The sequence below is a fragment of the Acinetobacter sp. CFCC 10889 genome, assembly GCF_003268395.1.
Taxonomy (GTDB): domain Bacteria; phylum Pseudomonadota; class Gammaproteobacteria; order Pseudomonadales; family Moraxellaceae; genus Acinetobacter.
Genome location: NZ_LQXQ01000044.1, coordinates 1 through 19,494, shown reverse-complemented (window position 1 = coordinate 19,494; position 19,494 = coordinate 1). Strand labels below are relative to the sequence as shown.

The following is a 19,494-nucleotide window of genomic DNA, read 5'->3' as shown; positions in this document are numbered from 1 at the left end:
ATTATATTGTTTGGGTACAAGCTGATTATCCATTAAAATAGCACATCTATTCTCCAGTATAGTTTTTATTCATGATTCAGTTAGAACAACTTTCTTTACGTCGCGGTGGACGTGTTTTATTTCAAAAAGCATCCATGCAACTTCATCCAGGTTGGAAAATTGGTTTAACTGGAGTCAATGGTGCAGGTAAATCCACACTATTTTCAGCATTATTGGGTGGAATGGAATCAGATCATGGCTCATTAACACGTCCTGATGTTTGGACAGTTGCACATATGGCTCAGGAAATCAAAGCTTTAGATATGAAAGCGATTGATTTTGTCTTATCTGGTGATGAGGAATATTGGGATATTCAACATAAACTTGATCATCCTGATCAGCTAAAAGATGATGAACTTGCTCATCTTTATGGGCGTTTTGATGAAATTAATGGCTATTCGGCTGCATCAAAAGCATCTCAATTGATGGCAGGTCTAGGCTTTTTTGAATATCAATCTCAGCTAGATGTCTCTAGTTTTTCTGGTGGTTGGCGCATGCGTTTAAACCTTGCTCGTACTTTAATGAGCCGCTCAGATTTACTGTTGCTCGATGAACCAACTAACCATTTAGATTTAGATGCAATTTTATGGTTAGAAGACTGGTTAAAAGCCTATGAAGGTACGCTCATTCTTATTTCACATGACCGTGATTTCTTAGATGCTATTACTGATCATATTTTACATATTGAAAATCAAGAACTTATTTTATATACAGGTAATTATTCAACATTTGAACGCACCCGTAGTGAGCGCTTAGCACAACAACAACAAGCCTATGAAAAACAATTAGAAACCCGTGCACATCTGCAAAAATACATTGATCGTTTTAAAGCACAAGCCACCAAAGCCAAACAAGCACAAAGTCGTATTAAACAACTTGAACGCATGCAAGAATTATCGGCAGCGCATGTCGATACGCCTTTTACATTTAGTTTCCGCGAACCAAGTAAAATGAGTTCGCCCCTACTTGAGCTTGAACAAGCAGATATTGGCTATGGTGATAAACTGATCGTGACCAATGTTCATTTACAAATCACCCCAACAAGTCGTATCGGTTTATTAGGTATGAATGGTGCGGGTAAATCAACTTTGATTAAATCATTGGTTGGTGATTTAGCGCTATTACAAGGTCATCGTAAAGATTCCGAGTTACTCAATATTGGCTATTTTGCCCAACATCAAATGGATGCTTTAGATGGCAGTGCCAGCCCAATGTTACAATTAGCACGTATTGCTGACCCTAAAATTAGCGAGGCAGCTCTACGCTCATTTTTAGGTAGCTTTGGTTTTAGTGGCGAACGTATGGATACGCCAAGTGAAAGCTTTTCAGGAGGAGAACGTGCCCGTTTAGCCTTAGCGCTTATCGTTTGGAAACGTCCAAATGTACTCATTCTCGATGAACCAACCAACCATTTAGATTTAGATATGCGTCACGCACTTACTATGGCATTGCAAGATTTTGAAGGCGCTGTGGTGTTGGTTTCACATGAGCGCCAATTGGTAGCAAGTGTTTGTGATGAACTGATTTTGGTGCATGATGGTCAAAGCCGTGAATTTGATGGTGACCTCGTTGAGTATGCAGATTGGCTACGTCAAGCCCGTATCGAGATGATGAAAAATGGACAAAAGCCTGCTGCTCCTGTGCAATCACAAGTCGAAATTAAACCCACTATTTCCAAGTTAGACAAAGAAGCGCAACGTAAACTTGCAGCGCAACGCCGTGAACAAACCCGTCCTATTCGCAAAAATATCGAAAAAATAGAGACTCAAATCAGTAAAATTCAGCCTCGTTTAGCAGAAATTGAAGAATCATTAGCAGATCAAGCACTCTATGACGCGAGTCGTAAAGATGATTTACTGAAACTGATGAATGAGCAGACTGAATTAAAAGCCAAACTTGAGCAAGCAGAAGAACAAATGCTTGAACTGATGATGGAACTCGAAGAACTTGAAAGTTCTTTTGAAGAATAATTTTTTATAGAGAGGAAGTAGTTTTATACTACTTTCTCTTTTTACAATAAAATAATGAATGCTCGAATATTATTTTGGAACATATACTGACCAATTAGGTACAAGTCCACTTACAATTGAAAATAACTTTAAGTATTTACGATTTAAAATTCGCAATATTATATTTCATGATACTGATTTTGATCACTTAACAGTTTCTGACAATAGAGAATTAACACATGTCGAATTAGAAAAATTTACATGGAAAAATCAAGCACTCATCAACTACACGATTAAAATTCAACTCCCTTTAAATCTGATTTGTATACAAAGCCAACAAATCATCCAATGTATTTCTGATTTTAGCTTTGAACTGAGTGAAACAACCTATCTTGCTCAGCTATCATTTGAATTATTTACACAGACATATACAGCATCATCCAGCGAACTTGAAAGTTTATTCGACCAAATCCAACGACAATTTTTGGGTCAATACCGTTTCCAAAACTGTTATGGCTGTTTATATGCAGATTATAGTGTATATGGACAGTCTTTTATGGGAAGCATGGCATGCTTCAAGCCACAACAGCAAAAGTATTTAGCTGTAAAAAATAAAAACGATTATATGCAATTAAATGAAGTTGAATACAATATCCAAGAAATTTATTGCTGTGCAGACTATGAAATCCGAGATCTAAATGTGGGTTATCGTGGCTGTATTAAATAATTAAAATTAAATGTGCAATTTTAATTTTAAAATTCTATATCTATTTCAATAAGATAATTTTGTATTTCAATAAAAATTAACACATAACTTTTGGTTATGATTTTAATTTCCACCCCGTGGAACATATTTAAAATACTGATATAGAAGTTTTCTCAGCTATCACCAAAGCTTCTCAAGCAAACTTAAAAAATCATAATTTTTAACTTTGAATTCATTTCATTCTCTACGCATACAAAGATTTTAAATTCAAAAGTAACTTTTGAATAAAATATGGTGAAATAAATAGAATTAAGAAGTGTTGAGTTAATAAATTAATGTTGTTTTTATTGCTTATTTTGGCTATTTTAACCTGATCAATCAGAGTTATCCACAGTTTATTTTTTATTTTTCGGTGCTTTTAATAGATTTAACAACAATTTTTTTTATGGTTTAAAGCAATACTCTTAGTAAAAACACCTTAAAAAATCTTATTTCAAGGTGCTTTGGTTGCAGTGTAAAATTATAATTTTATATCTTGTCGTACTTTACAAAACCTCAATTCGATAATTTTCCAATCCTCTTGATAAACCCATTTTTCCTGAATAACAGTACTCTCATCCTCTAAATAAATTTGCACTAAACATGCTGTTTGATCACGATTAAACTCATAATCTTCACTTTGTACATTGGGTTTTTGCGGTTTCCACACACCATTTTTAACCGCATGTGCGATCTTTTCATAACGGGTAAAATTACTCTCTATACGCCCATCTTGCTCGTAAACTACCTTAAAATGTTCATCTTCATATTGCGCCAAAACCTCATAATTACCCGTGAAAAAGGCATTCACCCAGATATCACGGGTATGTTCTAATTGATTATCCATAATTCTAGCCTCTTGTTTTATATAATATTGTCTATAAAAAGATAGTGACATAGAAATAAGACACTTTGATAAAAAGATGACAAATGTATAAAGATTCTAAAGATAAATACCAAATAAAAAGAAAAATCCCCCTGAACACATCAATATTCAGAGGGATTTAGGAATAAATAGCGTGAAATTAATTAAGCATCAATATCAGCATTTAAGGCATTTTCTTCGATGAAAGCACGACGTGGTTCAACATCATCCCCCATCAAACATGCAAACATACGATCAGCTTCAATCGCATCATCCACAGTGACTTGCAACATATTACGGTTTTCAGGATCCATCGTAGTTTCCCAAAGTTGCTCCGCATTCATCTCACCCAAACCTTTATAGCGTTGAATCATCATGCCACGGCGTGAGTCAGAAAGAATATGTTGCCAAACTTGATGGAAGTTTGACACATTGATTTTACGTTCACCTTTCTGTAAATATGCGCCATTTTCAAGTAAAGTGAACCAACTTTTTGAGTTCTTCAGCAAGCGAATATATTCACTTGAACCCAACAAACCTGCATCTAATAAATAATGATGCGGCAAGTTATGCACATAAATCGTGATACGTGGGAAATAAACTGTTGAACGAATGCCTTCAGCATCTTCACGATCAAAACTCTCAATGCTCAGTTCAGGACGTAAACTCGGTTGTGCAGTTTCTATTTCCACACGAAGCTTCTCAGACCAATCTTGCACATAATTTTGATCTGTTGTTTGATCAAGTTTAAATGCTTCTAAACCAAGTAGACCATCTAACAATGTCGCAGGATAACGCACAGTCAAACGATGTAAGCTCTTTTGTGAAGTTTGATAATCTGCAATCACACTTGCTAATGCTTCACCACGAATCGCAGGCGCCTCAGCACTGATATGCAACTCCAACTCATCAATTGCATTTGAAATCAGGAAAGTTTCCAATGCATCATTATCTTTGATGTACTGTTCTTGCTTACCTTTTTTCAATTTGTACAATGGTGGCTGAGCAATATAAATATGACCACGCTCCACTAATTCCGGCATTTGACGGAAGAAGAATGTCAATAACAACGTACGAATATGTGAACCATCTACGTCCGCATCGGTCATAATAATGATTTTGTGATAACGCAATTTATCAGGATTGTATTCTTCACGTCCGATTCCACAACCTAAGGCAGTAATCAGCGTACCAACTTCTTGGGAAGAAATCATTTTGTCAAAACGTGCACGTTCCACGTTCAGGATTTTACCTTTCAATGGCAAAATCGCTTGCATCTTACGGTTACGACCTTGCTTTGCAGAACCGCCCGCAGAGTCACCTTCGACTAAGTAAAGTTCAGACAATGCAGGATCTTTCTCTTGGCAATCTGCCAATTTACCTGGCAAACCTGCAATATCTAAAGCACTCTTACGACGGGTCATTTCACGTGCTTTACGTGCTGCATCACGCGCACGTGCTGCATCAATGATTTTGCCTGCAATTGATTTTGCAGCTTGTGGATTTTCCAACAAATATTCAGAGAATGACTTATTCATCGCCTGCTCAACCGCAGGTTTCACTTCACTCGATACCAATTTCTCTTTGGTTTGTGATGAGAATTTTGGATCAGGTACTTTCACCGACACAATTGCAGTCAAACCTTCACGTGCATCATCACCTGTCACAGCAACTTTTTCTTTTTTAAGAATATTTTCACTTTCAAGATATTGATTTAGACCACGTGTTAATGCTGCACGAAAACCTGCTAAGTGTGTACCACCATCTTTTTGCGGAATATTATTGGTAAAGCAACGTACATTTTCCTGATAAGTATCATTCCATTGCAAAGCCACTTCCACAGTAATTCCTGTTTCAGCAACTTCACTAGTAAAATGAAAAATATCATTGAGGTGAGTTTTACCTTGGTTAATATATTTTACAAACTCAGATAACCCACCTTCATAGTCAAAAATGTGTTCAGCATTGATACGTTCATCACGTAAAACAATACGCACACCCGCATTTAAAAATGAAAGTTCACGCAAACGACGCGCTAAAATATCAACATTAAAAATCGTCTGACTAAATGTTTCAGCACTTGGATAAAAACGTACTGTCGTACCTGTAATCTCAGTATCACCAATTACTTTTAAAGGATAAACTGGATCACCATGTTGATATTCTTGTTGGTGAATATGCCCAGCACGATGAATTGTCAGCTCTAATTTGCTTGATAAAGCATTTACAACAGAAACACCTACACCATGCAAACCACCCGATACTTTATAACTGTTATCGTCAAACTTACCACCTGCATGCAGAATCGTTAAAATAACTTCTGCCGCAGACACCCCCTCTTCAGGGTGAATATCTGTAGGAATACCACGCCCATTGTCAGACACACTGACCGATTCATCTTCATGAATAGTGACAATAATTTCATCACAATGACCCGCTAAAGCTTCATCAATGGCATTATCGACAACTTCGAATACCATGTGATGTAAGCCTGAACCATCGTCTGTATCACCAATATACATTCCAGGACGCTTACGAACTGCGTCTAGACCACGTAATACTTTGATACTAGAGGAATCATAAGCCTTTTCAGTGGTTGGATCTGTTTGAGAAGCGATTTGATCTTCTGAACTCATGGTTTCTCCCTAGTGAAAAATAGGTCTAAATGAATTAGCGTAAAATAAAAAAATCATGGCGCAACACGTTGAACTTGACCGTTATCAACATTGAATAATTGGTAGGAAATAGACAAATCATGTAAATGTTTTTTTACTGAATCTTGATCCAAAGTCGTCAAAAAAACCTGACTTCCAAGTTGGCTTAATCGTGCAATTAAACGCTGTTGTGCAGTTAAATCTAATTCTGCTGTCACATCATCTAATAATACCACAGTTTCCTTATTACAGGCATGTAACATCGCAATTTGTGAGAGTTTTAATGCCATGATGAGTAACTTTTTCTGCCCTCTAGACAGTACTACATCAGCATCACCTGTTGGTGTTTTTAAACGTAAATCTGCACGATGTGGACCATACTCAGTATAGCGTCGTTCAACATCTTTTTGATGATATTGAACCAAGTCCTGAGCTAAACCCTGCTCCACATGAAAGCCTGCGCTATATTCCATTTCAATCGATAAATTTGGCAATAACAGCGCAAGATCTTCAGCCAAGTAGACTTTCCATTGCTCAACGATTTCTACACGCTGAGAATGCAAAATCTCACCATATTCACTGAGCATTTTGTTCCACGGTTCAAGATCTTTTAAACTTAAATTACGCTGCATTTTTAACAAACTATTGCGCTGCTTTAAAGCCCGTGAATAATACTGCCATGCATGATAAAAATCAGGTTCCACGTGAAACATCAACCAATCAAGCAATTGCCGTCTAGGCTTTGCCCCATGATCAATAATATCTGTGCTGAGTGGATCAATCAGCTGCAAAGGTAAAATTTTTGCAAGTTGTCCTTGTGTTGCAACCAAGTCACCATTGACCTTAATCAGTTGCTCACCACTGAGTAGTTTCTGCATCCCGATTTTTTCAGTCGCAGATTGTGCAAAAACCAATGCATCAGTCGTTGCATTTTGAATGTAGTGCTTTGGCATATGAGTGCGGAATGAACGCCCTGTTGCCAGCAAATGTATTGCCTCTAAAACAGAGGTTTTTCCTGAACCATTTTGTCCATAAAAGACATTAAACGGCTGCAACTCATGAAGTGCAACCGTTTTTAAATTTCGAACACGCTGTATATTAAGCCGTGTAATATGCATGATCTTAAACGTTAGACCTTACATTAAACACGCATTGGCATCACAACATAGGTTTGATTGCCTTGGTTTGGATCTTGGACCAATACCGACTGATTTGCCTCTGTCATGGTCATTGACACATCATCACCATCTAATACACCCAATACTTCTAAAATATATTGCGCATTAAAAGACATTTCCATTGGTGTATTGCTGTATTGAATCGCTAAATCTTCTACTGCTTCATCTTGCTCTGGGTTATTGGCACGCAATTGCAAAGAATCGGCATTGAAATTTAAGAACACACCACGTAATTTTTCATTACTTAAAATCGCCACACGTTGCAAAGACTGTTTAAAGACATCATGTGCAATCATCACATTTTTATCACCACCACGAGGAATCACACGGCGATAATCAGGAAATTTTCCATCAATGAGTTTAGTCGTGAAACGTACTGTAATATCACCTTGCTCTTTATCACGGCTTGGTGCTTGGATAGTGACATTTAATAATTCACGTCCAATGAGCAAAGTGAGTTGATCATCTTCAATACTCAACAAACGTTGTAATTCAGCCACAGCCTTACGTGGCACAATCGCTTGTACTAACTGAGTTGCATTAGATTCAGCCAATGTTTCACACATTGCCAAACGATGACCATCCGTTGTCACTGCACGTAATTGATTTTGATCAATTTCAAGCAATGTTCCTGTTAAATAAAAACGTACATCTTGCACAGCCATCGCAAAAGCAGTTTTTTCAAATAAACGCTTTAACTCACGTTCAGTCACTTGCACTTGTGTGCCTTGACTATTTTCAGTGGTCAACAATGGATAATCTTCAGCAGGTAAAGTTCCTAACACAAAACGACTATTACCTGATTTTAAAATACAACGTTGATCTTCAGTAATTTGTAAATCAATCAATGCCGCTGTAGGTAAAGATTTACAGATATCAACCAATTTACGTGCAGGAACAGTGGTTTGTCCCGCTTGAATGCACGCTCCTTCAGCCAATGTTGTACTCGCAACCAATTCCACTTCCAAGTCAGAACCTGTAATGATTAACGCCTGCTCAGTCGCTTGGATTTTAACGTTTGAAAGAATGTTTAAAGTATGACGGCGTTCAACAGCGCCCACGACATTAGACAAAACATTGAGTAAGCTCTCTTTCGCGATTTTCAAACGCACTGTGGAATTCCTCTAAAACTCTAAAATTGAAGATAAGTAAAATAAATGTTTTTAGCCCTGTACTATGCGGTAGATTATACCGCATTGCAAGAACAGAATTTGATCAAAAATTAACTTTGAAGTAAGCGCATAAGGTTTTTATAATCCTCATTGAAAATCGGATCTTCATTGCACAAACTTTGCACTTTTTCACACGCATGCATCACTGTACTATGATCACGACCGCCAAATGCCATCCCGATCTCAGGGAAGCTATCTCCCGTCAACTCACGCGCTAACCCCATTGCCAACTGCCGAGGACGTGCATAAATTCGAGTGCGCTTTGGTCCCACCAATTCTTTCAATGGAATACGAAAATACTCACTGACCACACGCTGAATATTCTCAGTACTGATGGTACGTGCACGAATCGCAAGTACATCTTTCAGAGATTCACGCACCACATCTAAATCAATCGCTGAACCTTTAAAACGTGAAATGGCTACAACTTTATTTAAAGCCCCTTCTAGTTCACGTACATTGGCAACCACTTGTTGAGCAATAAACAAAGCACAATTACGCGGTAAATCAATACCATTGCTTTCTGCTTTTTTCAGTAAAATTTCAATACGAGTTTCAATATCAGGTGGCTCTACACCGACAGACAAGCCCCATGAAAAACGAGAAACTAATCGTGGGTCTAACTCAGTTAACTCTTTTGGATAACGATCAGAAGTGAGAATAATTTGTTTAGACTCATCCAACAACGCATTAAACGTGTAAAAGAATTCAACCAAACTGGCTTCTTTACCTGCCAATAAATGAATATCATCCACCAACAACAAATCCAAAGAACGACAATTTTTCTTAAATTCTTCAACCTTGCCTTTTTGCAAAGAACTGACAAAATCTTGTACAAAACTTTCTGCGGTCATGTACATCACACGGGCATTCGGTTTTGCTTGCAATAATGCATTCCCTACGGCTTGCATCAAATGGGTTTTACCCAAACCTGTTGGACCATATAAAAATAACGGATTATGCTGTGACTCTCCCAATTGCGTTAGGACCTTACGACAGGTTTCCGCTGCCATTTGGTTTGAACGCCCTTCAACAAATAATGCAAAGTAAACTGTGGATTAAGTAATTTCTTTTTCGCATTTTTAGTCACAATCAATTCTGGCTCTTTGTCCTTCTTTGCTTTGACACTTGGAACAACAGGTGTACTGTCTAGCGCGGCTGTTGTAGTCGCGGGTTGCTCTGATGCAGAGAGAATTGCACCTGGGCGAGAATCCACTAAAATTTCAACTTTACGAATACGACCTTCCGAAAGTTGCTCCGCCAAAATAGTAATCAGTTCCAGATGATGTTCTTGAATATATCGTGTCCAATAAGGATTTGGCGCATACAGTTTTAATGTATCGTCTGTCTCATCTGCAACCAAAGGACGAATCCACATGGCAAAGACATTATCAGAGAGCTCTTGTCGCAAGCGAGTTAAGCAGTCTGTCCAAAGCATGTGAAACTCCTTATTCAAATTTAAAAAAGATGACCCACCAACACGGGGGTCGCCATTCTAACCAAGTTATCCACATCTGTCATGATTAATTCAGCCCAAATCGACTAAAAAAAGATCTTCCCGCACACAAATTCAAATTTAAACCTCTTGTGGATAAGTTTTAGCACAAGTTGTGGATAAAATAAATCACAAACTTATCCACATTTTATCAATATCTAAAAATCAGAGTTATTCACAAGCTAAGTGCATATTTATAAAAAATAAAAATGACTTTTCCTCAGAAAAATAGCACCTTAATAATAATAAATTTAAATTTTAAAATTTGAATTTATTTATAAGCCCGTATTCTCATGTGGATAAACTTAAATTATGAATTTAAATTTAAAATCAAGCAGAGTTAAATTTAAAAACACTCCGAAACTGTGGATAAGGTTGTTAATATAAGTGTTTATAAGTTTTCTTTTATTATAAAACAATGGTTTAGATTGTGGATATTGTCTTATATGAAAATTATAGAAAAGATTACATTACGTTGTGATCTTTCAAAAAGGGTGTCAAATTACAAAAAAAACAAAAGAAAAGTCTATATTCATTGACAGCATAAACAATGCACAATACAATCGCGAACCTTTAGAGAAGATCAACATTGGAGTTTCAACATGAAACGTACATTCCAACCATCTGAATTAAAGCGCAAACGCGTTCATGGTTTCCGTGCTCGTATGGCAACTAAAGCTGGTCGTCAAGTACTCGCTCGTCGTCGTGCAAAAGGTCGTCATAGCTTAACTGTTTAATTTATTAAATAGTCAAGTTATACGATATGGGTGTTATGTCACTTTATAGTTTCAGTCCAGCGGTGAGAATCCATTGTGCTGCGGATTACAAAAGTGTATTTGATGGTGCGCTTTTTAAAGTGCATCAACCCCATTTCTTATTTTTAGCAAAAATAGCCGAACAGCCGAACAGCCGTTTGGGTATTGTTGTTGCTAAGAAAAAAGTGCGTCGTGCACATGAAAGAAATCGAATAAAGCGTTTAGCACGTGAAAGTTTTCGCCTGAATCAGCAAAATATTGACTTATTAGATATTGTTGTCATGCCCAAAATGGGGATAGAAGCAATTCCTAATGCTGAATTACATCAGCAGTTACAGTTTGCATGGCAGAAATTGCAGCGTCTTGTTAAAAAGCACCATAAAATAGCAATTTCCTCTCCTCAAAATTAGAGCAAGCCAATGGTTCGTATATTGCATTGGTTGATTCGTTTCTATCAAGTTGCGATTAGTCCCCTCATTGGACCTCGTTGTCGTTATATTCCGACTTGTTCTCAATATTCGTTAGAAGCAATCCACACCCATGGCGCCCTAAAAGGGAGTTGGTTCGCCACAAAGCGTATTTGTCGCTGCCACCCTTGGGGAGGATCTGGTTATGACCCAGTGCCTAAAAAAGCAATTCGTTTTATTTCATTTCAGCAAATAGATTCTCAAACGTTTCATGTTGCTGTACCCTTGCGTGAACGTTTTTCGAACCAACATCACTCTAACCACTTGGGGTAATAGATATGCAACAATGGGCCAGGTTTGCAATCCTCGGGGCCATGTTTGTCGTCGCATATTTGCTTATTTTGGCTTGGCAAAAAGATTATGGTCATGCAGATACTACAAAAACACAGCCAGCGGCTGTGGTAGCGCATGATGTTTCTGCCGATTTGCCAAATGGTCAAACGACTGCGGCAACTAGCGATGTTCCGCAAGCAAATATTGCTGCTGCACAACAACCGACAACTGCGCCAGCAACCGCAAATCAACAACTGATTTCAGTACAAACTGACCTTTATCATCTTTGGATTAGTCCAAAAGGTGGTGATATTGTGCGTGTTGAATTACTCAATCATGACCAAAGTAAAAACAGCGATCAGCCGTTTGTCATGCTTGAAAGTGATCCTAAACGTACTTATGTGGCACAATCTGGCTTAATTGGCTTGAATGGCCCTGACAGCAGTCGTGCAGGTCGTCCAAATTATGAGTTTGAAAAAACTACATATACTTTAGCAGATTCAAAAGATGCGAAAGATAAAGACGGTAAAGCTGTCAAAGTGCTTACTGTACCGATGGTTTTCAAAACTGCTGATGGCGTGGAAATCATTAAAAGCTTTAACTTTAAGCAAGGCAACTATCCAATTGAAGTAAGCTATCAGGTGGTCAACCGTAGTGCACAAAATTGGCAGGGGCAAATGTTTGGTCAACTCAAACGTGATAACTCTGAAGACCCAGGTAAGTCTGACCAAGGTATTTTCACTTTAGGTACATTCTTAGGTGGTGCTTGGGGAACGCCTGATGAACATTACAACAAACTTAAATTTGCTAATTTCACAGAAGAGAAATTGGATACACAGGCAAAAGGCGGTTGGGTTGCAGTTGTTCAGCATTATTTTGTGAGTGCATGGATTCCAGGTCATTTTGGTGGTCAAGAATACACTGCAAAATTGGAATCACGTAAATCAGCTGATGGTATGAATATCATTGGATTTACTTCTCCAACCATTAATGTTCCTGCTGGTAAAGCGATGAGCATTGATGCAACGTTCTATGCAGGTCCAAAAATTCAGTCTGAATTAAAAGATTTAGCGGTAGGCTTAAACCAAACTGTAGATTATGGTTGGTTATGGCCGATTGCAAAACTCTTGTTCATGGGCTTACAAATGTTCCATAACGTTGTAGGCAACTGGGGTTGGTCAATTATATTACTCACCATTCTTGTTAAGCTGATTCTTTGGCCGTTGTCGTCTAAGAGCTATCGTTCTATGGCGAAAATGCGTGTGATTGCGCCTGAAATGCAACGCATGAAAGAAGAGTTTGGTGAAGACCGCATGCGTTTCTCCCAAGAAATGATGGCGCTTTACAAACGTGAACAAGTGAATCCGCTTTCAGGTTGTTTACCATTGTTGTTACAAATGCCGATCTTCCTTGCATTGTATTGGGTATTGATGGAGTCTGTAGAACTTCGTCATGCACCTTGGATGCTGTGGATTCAAGATTTGTCAGCGATGGATCCATGGTTTATCTTGCCGTTGATCATGGGTGTCACCATGTTTGTTCAACAAAGTTTGAACCCACAACCTGCTGATCCAATGCAAGCGAAAGTATTTAAGATCATGCCGATCATGTTTACAGTATTTATGCTGTTCTTCCCTGCTGGTCTTGTACTTTACTGGATTGTGAACAACTCGATCACGATTTTACAACAATGGTTTATTAACAAATCTGTTGAAAAAGATCGTTTAAAACGAGAAGCAGCTTAAGTTTAAAAAATTAAGCAATAGCTGAAAAAGTCCGCTTAAGATGGTAATCTTAGGCGGATTTTTTATTGACCAAATATAGAGACTTTACATGACGAATGTAGTATCCCAAAGCACCATTGCAGCAATCGCAACGCCTCCTGGACGTGGTGGTGTGGGAGTGATTCGTCTGTCAGGTCCAAAGGCATATACCATTGCAGAAGTGCTGACAGCGAAAACTTTACCAAAAGCGCGTTTTGCGGGCTTCCGTCAGTTTTTTGATGACAAAGGTGAAGTAATGGATGAGGGATTAGCAATTTGTTTCCCAAATCCACACTCATTTACAGGTGAAGATGTGGTGGAATTACAAGGGCATGGTGGTCCTGTGATTCAAAATGCCTTACTTGCCCGTTTGTTAGAACTTGGTGCAACTGCTGCTAAAGCAGGCGAATTTTCCATGCGTGCTTTTGAAAATGGCAAAATGGATTTGGTACAAGCCGAAGCGATTGCCGATTTGATTGATGCGACTTCACAGGCGGCAGCACGTTCAGCAGTGCGTTCACTACAAGGTGCATTTTCCAATAAAGTAAATGCTGTGTTGCAAAATTTGATTCATTTGCGTTTGCATGTGGAAGCTGCGATTGATTTTCCAGAAGAAGAAATCGACTTTTTGGCTGATGGTAAAATTTTAGCCTTGCTTGAAGGTGTACAAGCGTCGGTGACAGAGGTTCAGACTTCTGCACGTCAGGGGCAATTGCTTCGTGAAGGCTTACAAGTGGTGATCGCAGGAAAACCGAATGCAGGTAAATCTTCGTTGCTGAATGCTTTGGCGGGCAATGATCGTGCGATTGTCACCGATATTGCAGGAACAACCCGTGATGTTTTGCATGAAAAAATCACTTTGAATGGTTTGCCAATCACACTTACTGATACCGCAGGTTTACGTGAAACAGGTGATGTGGTGGAGCGTGAAGGGATTCGTCGTGCCATTAAAGAAATTGAGCAGGCAGATTTATTGCTTTTGGTGTATGACTTGAGCCAAGGGGAAAATCCTTTGGCTTTAGCGCAGGAATATTTTGCTGATCATCTTGAACCGAAGCGTTTGATGCTGATAGGGAATAAGTGTGATTTAACTGATCAAGCTGCTGAATTAAGTGATTTTGAGGGGTTCCGTCATATCACGGTGTCTGCTAAACAGGAAACGGGTGTGCAGGCGCTCATAGATGCGATTACAGCACATGCAGGCTTCCAACCTGAAGAAGATACCTTTATTGCCCGTACACGTCATTTGGACGCAATGAAGCGCACTCAGCAGTATCTGGCAGAGGCACATGAACAGTTAACGGTGTATCAAGCAGGTGAATTGGTCGCAGAGTCTTTACGTTTAGCACAAAATGCTTTAGGTGAAATCACAGGTGACTTTAGTGCAGATGATTTGCTGGGTGTCATCTTTGGCTCGTTTTGTATTGGTAAATAGTTGAATCTATAGATTTTGAGTGGTTTGGAATAAATGTTTTAAGCGACTCAAAATCAATTTTAAATTTGCATCATTCTAAATGATCTCTAAGAAATATTGATTAATGATAAAAAATTAAAAATGAAAAAAAAATTATTAAAAATTAGCCATTATTTTGTATTATTGATCATTCATAGATACTCGTTTGTTTTTATTGTCTTTTTAATATTTATATTGGGGGCTTATAACGCTTATATTGGTTTTAATGAAGGTGTTGAACTTCGGCAAAAAGCTGAACTTGAACCTAAGCAACAAGTGCTATGTGGTACATCTTTGAGTGTTTACACAGAAAGACAGACTTCTGGTCGTCAAAGTAGCGGAGCAGTGACTGCTCAATTTTTATATTAAAGAGTAATGATCATGGGCATGTTTATTTTAATTATTACCCAAATGATTTAACCCGTTTAAATATAAAAAATAAGCAGTTACCGATTCAGGAAAGTATTTGTGTAAATTATATTTCATTTAAAAATAATGTTGCTGCACCCATCATTACAAAAATTGAATTTCCTCAATCAAATGTTGACTAGAGTGATCATAATATTGACTTTTTGTATTAAAAATTAGCTTTATGTAAGCTTATTTTACAACCAAAAAAGATTGTTTTAAGCTAGTAGTCAAATATTTAGGTGAGTATCAATTATGAAAAAGTCTTCTTTGATCTTTTCTGCACTAGTGATGATTTTAAGTTCAAATGTATGGGCAGGAAGTGAAGATGAGCAACGCATTATTGAGGCTGCACAAAAACATCCTGTGACTGTGGCAGAGGCACTTAAATCTGCTGATGAAACTGCGGTGATGCTCACAGGCACAATTCAACGACAAATTGAAGATGAACATTATGCATTAAAAGATGTAACAGGCACGATCAATGTCGAAATTGATAAAAAACTCGCTTCTGCTGCTCAACTGAAACAAGGTGTGACAGTGAAAGTCTTTGGTGAGGTAGATACTCATCGTTACAAGCCAACAGATATTGATGTCGTCAAAGTAGAATTTTTAAAATAAATTTTCTAATCAAAAAAGGTAGGCATTTTGCTTACCTTTTTTGATTCAAGTTAAAATTATGCGGTCTGTATTTTTGAATGGGAAACCAATAAATAAATACACAGTAGTCCGATACTTATACAGAAAGAAAGTACACCAGCAGTAAAACCCAAATGGTCAGACACATAACCTACGGCAATGATTGGGACAATAGTGCCTAAATATGCTAAAAATAAATAAGTTGATACCACAGCAGCACGATTTTCAGTTTTAGTCATGTGATGTACCAAGGCAAAGGCGGCCAATAAGCCCATACCATGCCCCATTCCGACACAGATCACACTAACAAAAAACAAGATGCTCCAATGCATGAGCATACACACGGCTAAGATCACATAGCTTGCAATTAACATGATCAAACCTAGATTTAGTGCTTTATGCATCGGTATAGATTTCACCATAAATTGCGCCGTAGCAGATACCAATAAAATACTGGCAATGGTTGATCCACTGACCATTGGACCATGCCAAGGAATTACATCTTTAATAAAGGATGGAGCAAGCGATGCAAATAAACTAAAAGAACCAAATGCACAAAATGCGGTAAAACTGGCAATATAAAACAATTTTTTAAATTGAGCTTCAGGCAATTCTAAATGTGGCGCAATATTAAATTTTTGCTTTTCAGTATTGATGGTTTTTAAGCTAAACAAACTAATTAAGCTAAGTATTGCGCCTAAAATTACGGGTAGGTAAGGTGTGATCAAAGGATACTTGGCAAATTGAGCGATTGTTCCACCAATAAATGGACCTAAACCAAAGCCTAATACCGTGATAATTGAACTAAATTGAGCCGCAGATGCTTTATGTGATTCAGGAATGGTATAAATCAAGCCAAGCATGGCAGACGTGCTGATTAAACCTGAGGCGATCCCAATGATAAAACGACCAAAACCTAAAATATAAGCGTTGGCAGCAAATACCGAAATACTTAAACCGATGATGGCAAAAAACAAACCGATTTGTAATGTGCGAATATAACCAAAGCTATTACTGGTACGTCCCAGAAAAAGTAATGTGGTTAAACAACCGAACATATAGGCAACAAAGATATAGGTAATATGACTTGGGAGCAGTTGCCATAATTGCTGATAGATCGGATAAAGTGGGCTGGCTAATGCTGTCCCAATTGTTCCAATACATAAAGCAAGGCTGACCATAAAAAATGGTCGCCATGATTGCTGATTCATAAATAAAAGACTTTTTACGCAGATAAAAAATGCCAATCCGAACTGAAAACAGTGATTGGCATGGAAGAAATTGAGTACGAGAATCAGATTAAAACTTAAACAATTAGAGGTCAATAAAAAAACTGAAAATTATTCAGTAATTTTCAGTTTTAAGCATAACGTTTAATGAGTTTGAGAAAATCTTGTAATTCTTCCTCATTGAGATTTTCTGTACCCGCTAAAACATGATGGCGTAAATGATTTTCGATCAACTCATTCATTAAACCATTCACCGCACCTTTTATCGCAGCCACTTGTTGCAATACCTCAATACATGACGTGTCATCATGACTCAGAGATGTTTCCACAGCATTGATTTGTCCTTTTAAGCGTTTGACACGGTTCAGAACTTTTTTGTCGTGGTGTAAATGGCTCATCTGCAATTTCTCATAAAAACATACACGCTTATAGTATCATTGAAATGAAAATAATATACTATAGGGGAGTATATTTGAGTGTTTCATCATGCAGTTCAAACCCATTCAGCGCCAACATTCACACCAATTTGACCAAGGTAACCCTTTAGCACAAAAGAAAATTTTACTCGCGACAGTACTCACAGCTGCAATGATGCTTTTTGAAATTGCTGGAGGATGGATTTTTAACTCCATGGCACTTTTGGCTGATGGTTGGCATATGAGTTCGCACATGTTGGCACTTGGGTTAGCGTATGCTGCCTATCGTGCAGCACGGCATTATGCACAGGATACTCGCTTCAGTTTTGGGACATGGAAAATTGAGATTTTGGCAGGCTACAGCAGTGCAATTTTACTGATGGTTGTTGCTTTATTTATGGCTTTTCAATCTGTTGAACGATTATTTCATCCTGTACAGATCCATTATAACGAAGCAATTCCAATCGCAATTTTAGGTTTGGTGATCAATTTGATTTGTGCATGGTTATTACATGATGATGCTGAGCATCACCATCACCATCACCATCACCATCACCATCACCATCACCATTCGCACGAGTCTGGTCATCATACCCATCAGGAACATGATCTGAATCAAAAAGCGGCATTTTTACATGTAGTTGCAGATGCATTGACCTCCGTATTTGCTATCGTTGCATTGTGTGCAGGTAAATATTTTGGATGGGATTTTTTGGATGCATTACTCGGAATTGTTGGTGCAATCTTGGTTGGTAAATGGTCTTTTGGTTTAATTCAGGAAACAGGAAAAACCTTACTTGATGCAGAAATGGATCATCCTGTGGTTGCTGAAGTGCGTGAAGTAATTGCCGCATTGGCTCAAAAGCCTCATCTTACCGATGTGCATGTATGGAAAGTAGGTAAAGGCAAATTTTCAGTGATTGTTGCCTTGGAAACTTCAGATAAAAGTTTAACAGCGGATGCTGTACGTCGGGCATTGTCCATTCATGATGAGCTGGTGCATATCACAGTTGAAATTAACCAAATTGCAAGTTTTAGTTTTGTTCCACGTGAAACACATTAGACAACAGTTATTCAACATGGCATAAGCTGAATTGTGCTTTAATATTTTTTGATTATTTCAAATTTAAAATTGATATGTTAAAGCCATTTCTCTGTTTTAGTTTAAGTCTGGCATTTTGCAGCAGCAGCTTTGCCAATGTCGACAGTGTAAAAAGCAAACTTGCACAGCAATATCCCAATGTCAAAATCGAAAATTTACAAGCCACTGAAATGCAAGGTTTGTATAGTGGAACTTTGGACAGTCAGGTGGTGTATGTCAATGAAGATGTACAGCACCTGTTTATTGGTTCAATGATCCGTCTAAAAGATCAAAAGAATTTAACCAAAGATTTGGCACTGAAAAATAACCAAAAAGTAGATTTTAAAAAACTTCCCTTGAATGATGCGATTAAAACAGTACGGGGGAATGGTAAGCGTCAGCTTGCGATTTTTTCTGACCCAAATTGCCCATATTGCAAGAGTCTTGAAGCGAATTTAGCCAAGCTGAATGATGTGACGATCTATACATTTATTTATCCAATCAAAACGCAGTCAGTACAACCCTCCAAACAAGTATGGTGTTCAAACAATAAAGCTTATGCATGGCAGAATCTGATTCAAAAGAATATTCAACCTACTGCAGCTGCGACATGTACAAACCCGATTGAACGGAATCTTAAACTCGGTCAACAATTGGGCATACAGGGCACGCCTGCAATCATTTTCTCCAATGGTCATACAGTGATGGGCGCCTACCCTGCTGAAGAAATTGAAAATATTTGGCAAAAATTTGGTTTATAAAATGAAAAAAGCATCTCGATTGAGATAATGCTGATTAGTTAAGGATTTTTTGAATCCTCCCCAACCCTCCTTTTCCAAAGGAGGGAGCTTTTCATTACTAAAAATCATTTTAGTTACAAGAAGTTCCCCTCTTTTTCAAAGAGGGGTTAGGG

The 19,494-nt window shown here is 37.9% G+C and carries 17 protein-coding genes and 1 pseudogene; 11 read left to right on the top strand and 7 right to left on the bottom strand.

The genetic code is table 11. The features are described 5' to 3' along the window. The first annotated feature begins 71 nt into the window (after positions 1-71). Both AVJ19_RS15240 and AVJ19_RS15235 read left to right on the top strand, forming a co-directional pair. Positions 72-2,009, top strand: a complete 1,938-nt coding sequence (locus AVJ19_RS15240) for an ATP-binding cassette domain-containing protein (protein ID WP_111860506.1) — start codon at positions 72-74, stop codon at positions 2,007-2,009. 58 nt (positions 2,010-2,067) lie between these two features. Further along, positions 2,068-2,715, top strand: coding sequence for a DUF6304 family protein (locus AVJ19_RS15235; protein ID WP_111860505.1), 648 nt, complete (start codon positions 2,068-2,070; stop codon positions 2,713-2,715). A gap of 499 nt (positions 2,716-3,214) precedes the next feature. On the opposite strand, the gene AVJ19_RS15230 is transcribed toward AVJ19_RS15235, so the two are convergent. The 5 genes and pseudogenes from AVJ19_RS15230 to dnaA all read right to left on the bottom strand — a co-directional run bounded on the left by AVJ19_RS15230 (position 3,215) and on the right by dnaA (position 10,040). After that, entirely contained in the window at positions 3,215-3,580 is a 366-nt protein-coding gene (locus AVJ19_RS15230) for a hypothetical protein (RefSeq protein ID WP_171334225.1), read from the bottom strand. Between the two features lie 182 nt (positions 3,581-3,762). Continuing rightward, a complete protein-coding gene (gene gyrB / locus AVJ19_RS15225) occupies positions 3,763-6,234 on the bottom strand; it encodes a DNA topoisomerase (ATP-hydrolyzing) subunit B (protein WP_111860504.1) in 2,472 nt (823 codons plus the stop codon). A gap of 53 nt (positions 6,235-6,287) precedes the next feature. After that, positions 6,288-7,370, bottom strand: a complete 1,083-nt coding sequence (gene recF, locus AVJ19_RS15220; RefSeq protein WP_111860503.1) for a DNA replication/repair protein RecF — start codon at positions 7,368-7,370, stop codon at positions 6,288-6,290. A 23-nt stretch (positions 7,371-7,393) separates the two neighbouring features. Further along, entirely contained in the window at positions 7,394-8,542 is a 1,149-nt protein-coding gene (dnaN, locus tag AVJ19_RS15215) for a DNA polymerase III subunit beta (RefSeq protein ID WP_111860502.1), read from the bottom strand. A 110-nt stretch (positions 8,543-8,652) separates the two neighbouring features. Continuing rightward, positions 8,653-10,040, bottom strand: a pseudogene (gene dnaA, locus AVJ19_RS15210) (chromosomal replication initiator protein DnaA). A gap of 659 nt (positions 10,041-10,699) precedes the next feature. On the opposite strand from dnaA, the gene rpmH reads away from it, so the two are divergent. From rpmH to AVJ19_RS15175, 7 genes are all read left to right on the top strand, one after another. Beyond that, positions 10,700-10,834 (top strand): 50S ribosomal protein L34, encoded by a 135-nt coding sequence (gene rpmH / locus AVJ19_RS15205; RefSeq protein WP_000831329.1) that lies wholly within the window; start codon positions 10,700-10,702, stop codon positions 10,832-10,834. Between the two features lie 35 nt (positions 10,835-10,869). Then, a complete protein-coding gene (gene rnpA / locus AVJ19_RS15200; RefSeq protein ID WP_111860501.1) occupies positions 10,870-11,262 on the top strand; it encodes a ribonuclease P protein component in 393 nt (130 codons plus the stop codon). Between the two features lie 9 nt (positions 11,263-11,271). After that, a complete protein-coding gene (gene yidD, locus AVJ19_RS15195; protein ID WP_111860500.1) occupies positions 11,272-11,592 on the top strand; it encodes a membrane protein insertion efficiency factor YidD in 321 nt (106 codons plus the stop codon). A 5-nt stretch (positions 11,593-11,597) separates the two neighbouring features. Beyond that, a complete protein-coding gene (gene yidC, locus AVJ19_RS15190) occupies positions 11,598-13,337 on the top strand; it encodes a membrane protein insertase YidC (RefSeq protein ID WP_111860499.1) in 1,740 nt (579 codons plus the stop codon). An 88-nt stretch (positions 13,338-13,425) separates the two neighbouring features. After that, positions 13,426-14,790 (top strand): tRNA uridine-5-carboxymethylaminomethyl(34) synthesis GTPase MnmE, encoded by a 1,365-nt coding sequence (gene mnmE / locus AVJ19_RS15185; protein ID WP_111860498.1) that lies wholly within the window; start codon positions 13,426-13,428, stop codon positions 14,788-14,790. Positions 14,791-14,910: 120 nt separating this feature from the next. Next, the gene (locus tag AVJ19_RS15180; protein ID WP_162626628.1) at positions 14,911-15,177 is read left to right on the top strand and encodes a hypothetical protein; all 267 of its coding nucleotides are present in this window, start codon (positions 14,911-14,913) and stop codon (positions 15,175-15,177) included. Between the two features lie 294 nt (positions 15,178-15,471). Beyond that, positions 15,472-15,837 (top strand): NirD/YgiW/YdeI family stress tolerance protein, encoded by a 366-nt coding sequence (locus tag AVJ19_RS15175; protein ID WP_111860496.1) that lies wholly within the window; start codon positions 15,472-15,474, stop codon positions 15,835-15,837. A gap of 56 nt (positions 15,838-15,893) precedes the next feature. Here the strand turns inward: AVJ19_RS15175 and AVJ19_RS15170 are convergent, their stop codons facing one another. Together AVJ19_RS15170 and AVJ19_RS15165 are read right to left on the bottom strand one after the other, a co-directional pair. Then, positions 15,894-17,066, bottom strand: coding sequence for an MFS transporter (locus AVJ19_RS15170; RefSeq protein ID WP_111860495.1), 1,173 nt, complete (start codon positions 17,064-17,066; stop codon positions 15,894-15,896). A 149-nt stretch (positions 17,067-17,215) separates the two neighbouring features. Next, positions 17,216-17,482 carry a metal/formaldehyde-sensitive transcriptional repressor gene (locus tag AVJ19_RS15165; protein WP_111860494.1) on the bottom strand — a complete coding sequence of 89 codons (267 nt, stop codon included), beginning with the start codon at positions 17,480-17,482 and terminating at the stop codon, positions 17,216-17,218. Positions 17,483-17,570: 88 nt separating this feature from the next. On the opposite strand from AVJ19_RS15165, the gene dmeF reads away from it, so the two are divergent. Continuing rightward, entirely contained in the window at positions 17,571-18,563 is a 993-nt protein-coding gene (gene dmeF / locus AVJ19_RS15160; RefSeq protein ID WP_111860493.1) for a CDF family Co(II)/Ni(II) efflux transporter DmeF, read from the top strand. 74 nt (positions 18,564-18,637) lie between these two features. Then, complete coding sequence (locus tag AVJ19_RS15155; protein WP_111860492.1) at positions 18,638-19,342, top strand: DsbC family protein; 705 nt, start codon at positions 18,638-18,640, stop codon at positions 19,340-19,342. The last annotated feature ends 152 nt before the right edge of the window (positions 19,343-19,494 follow it).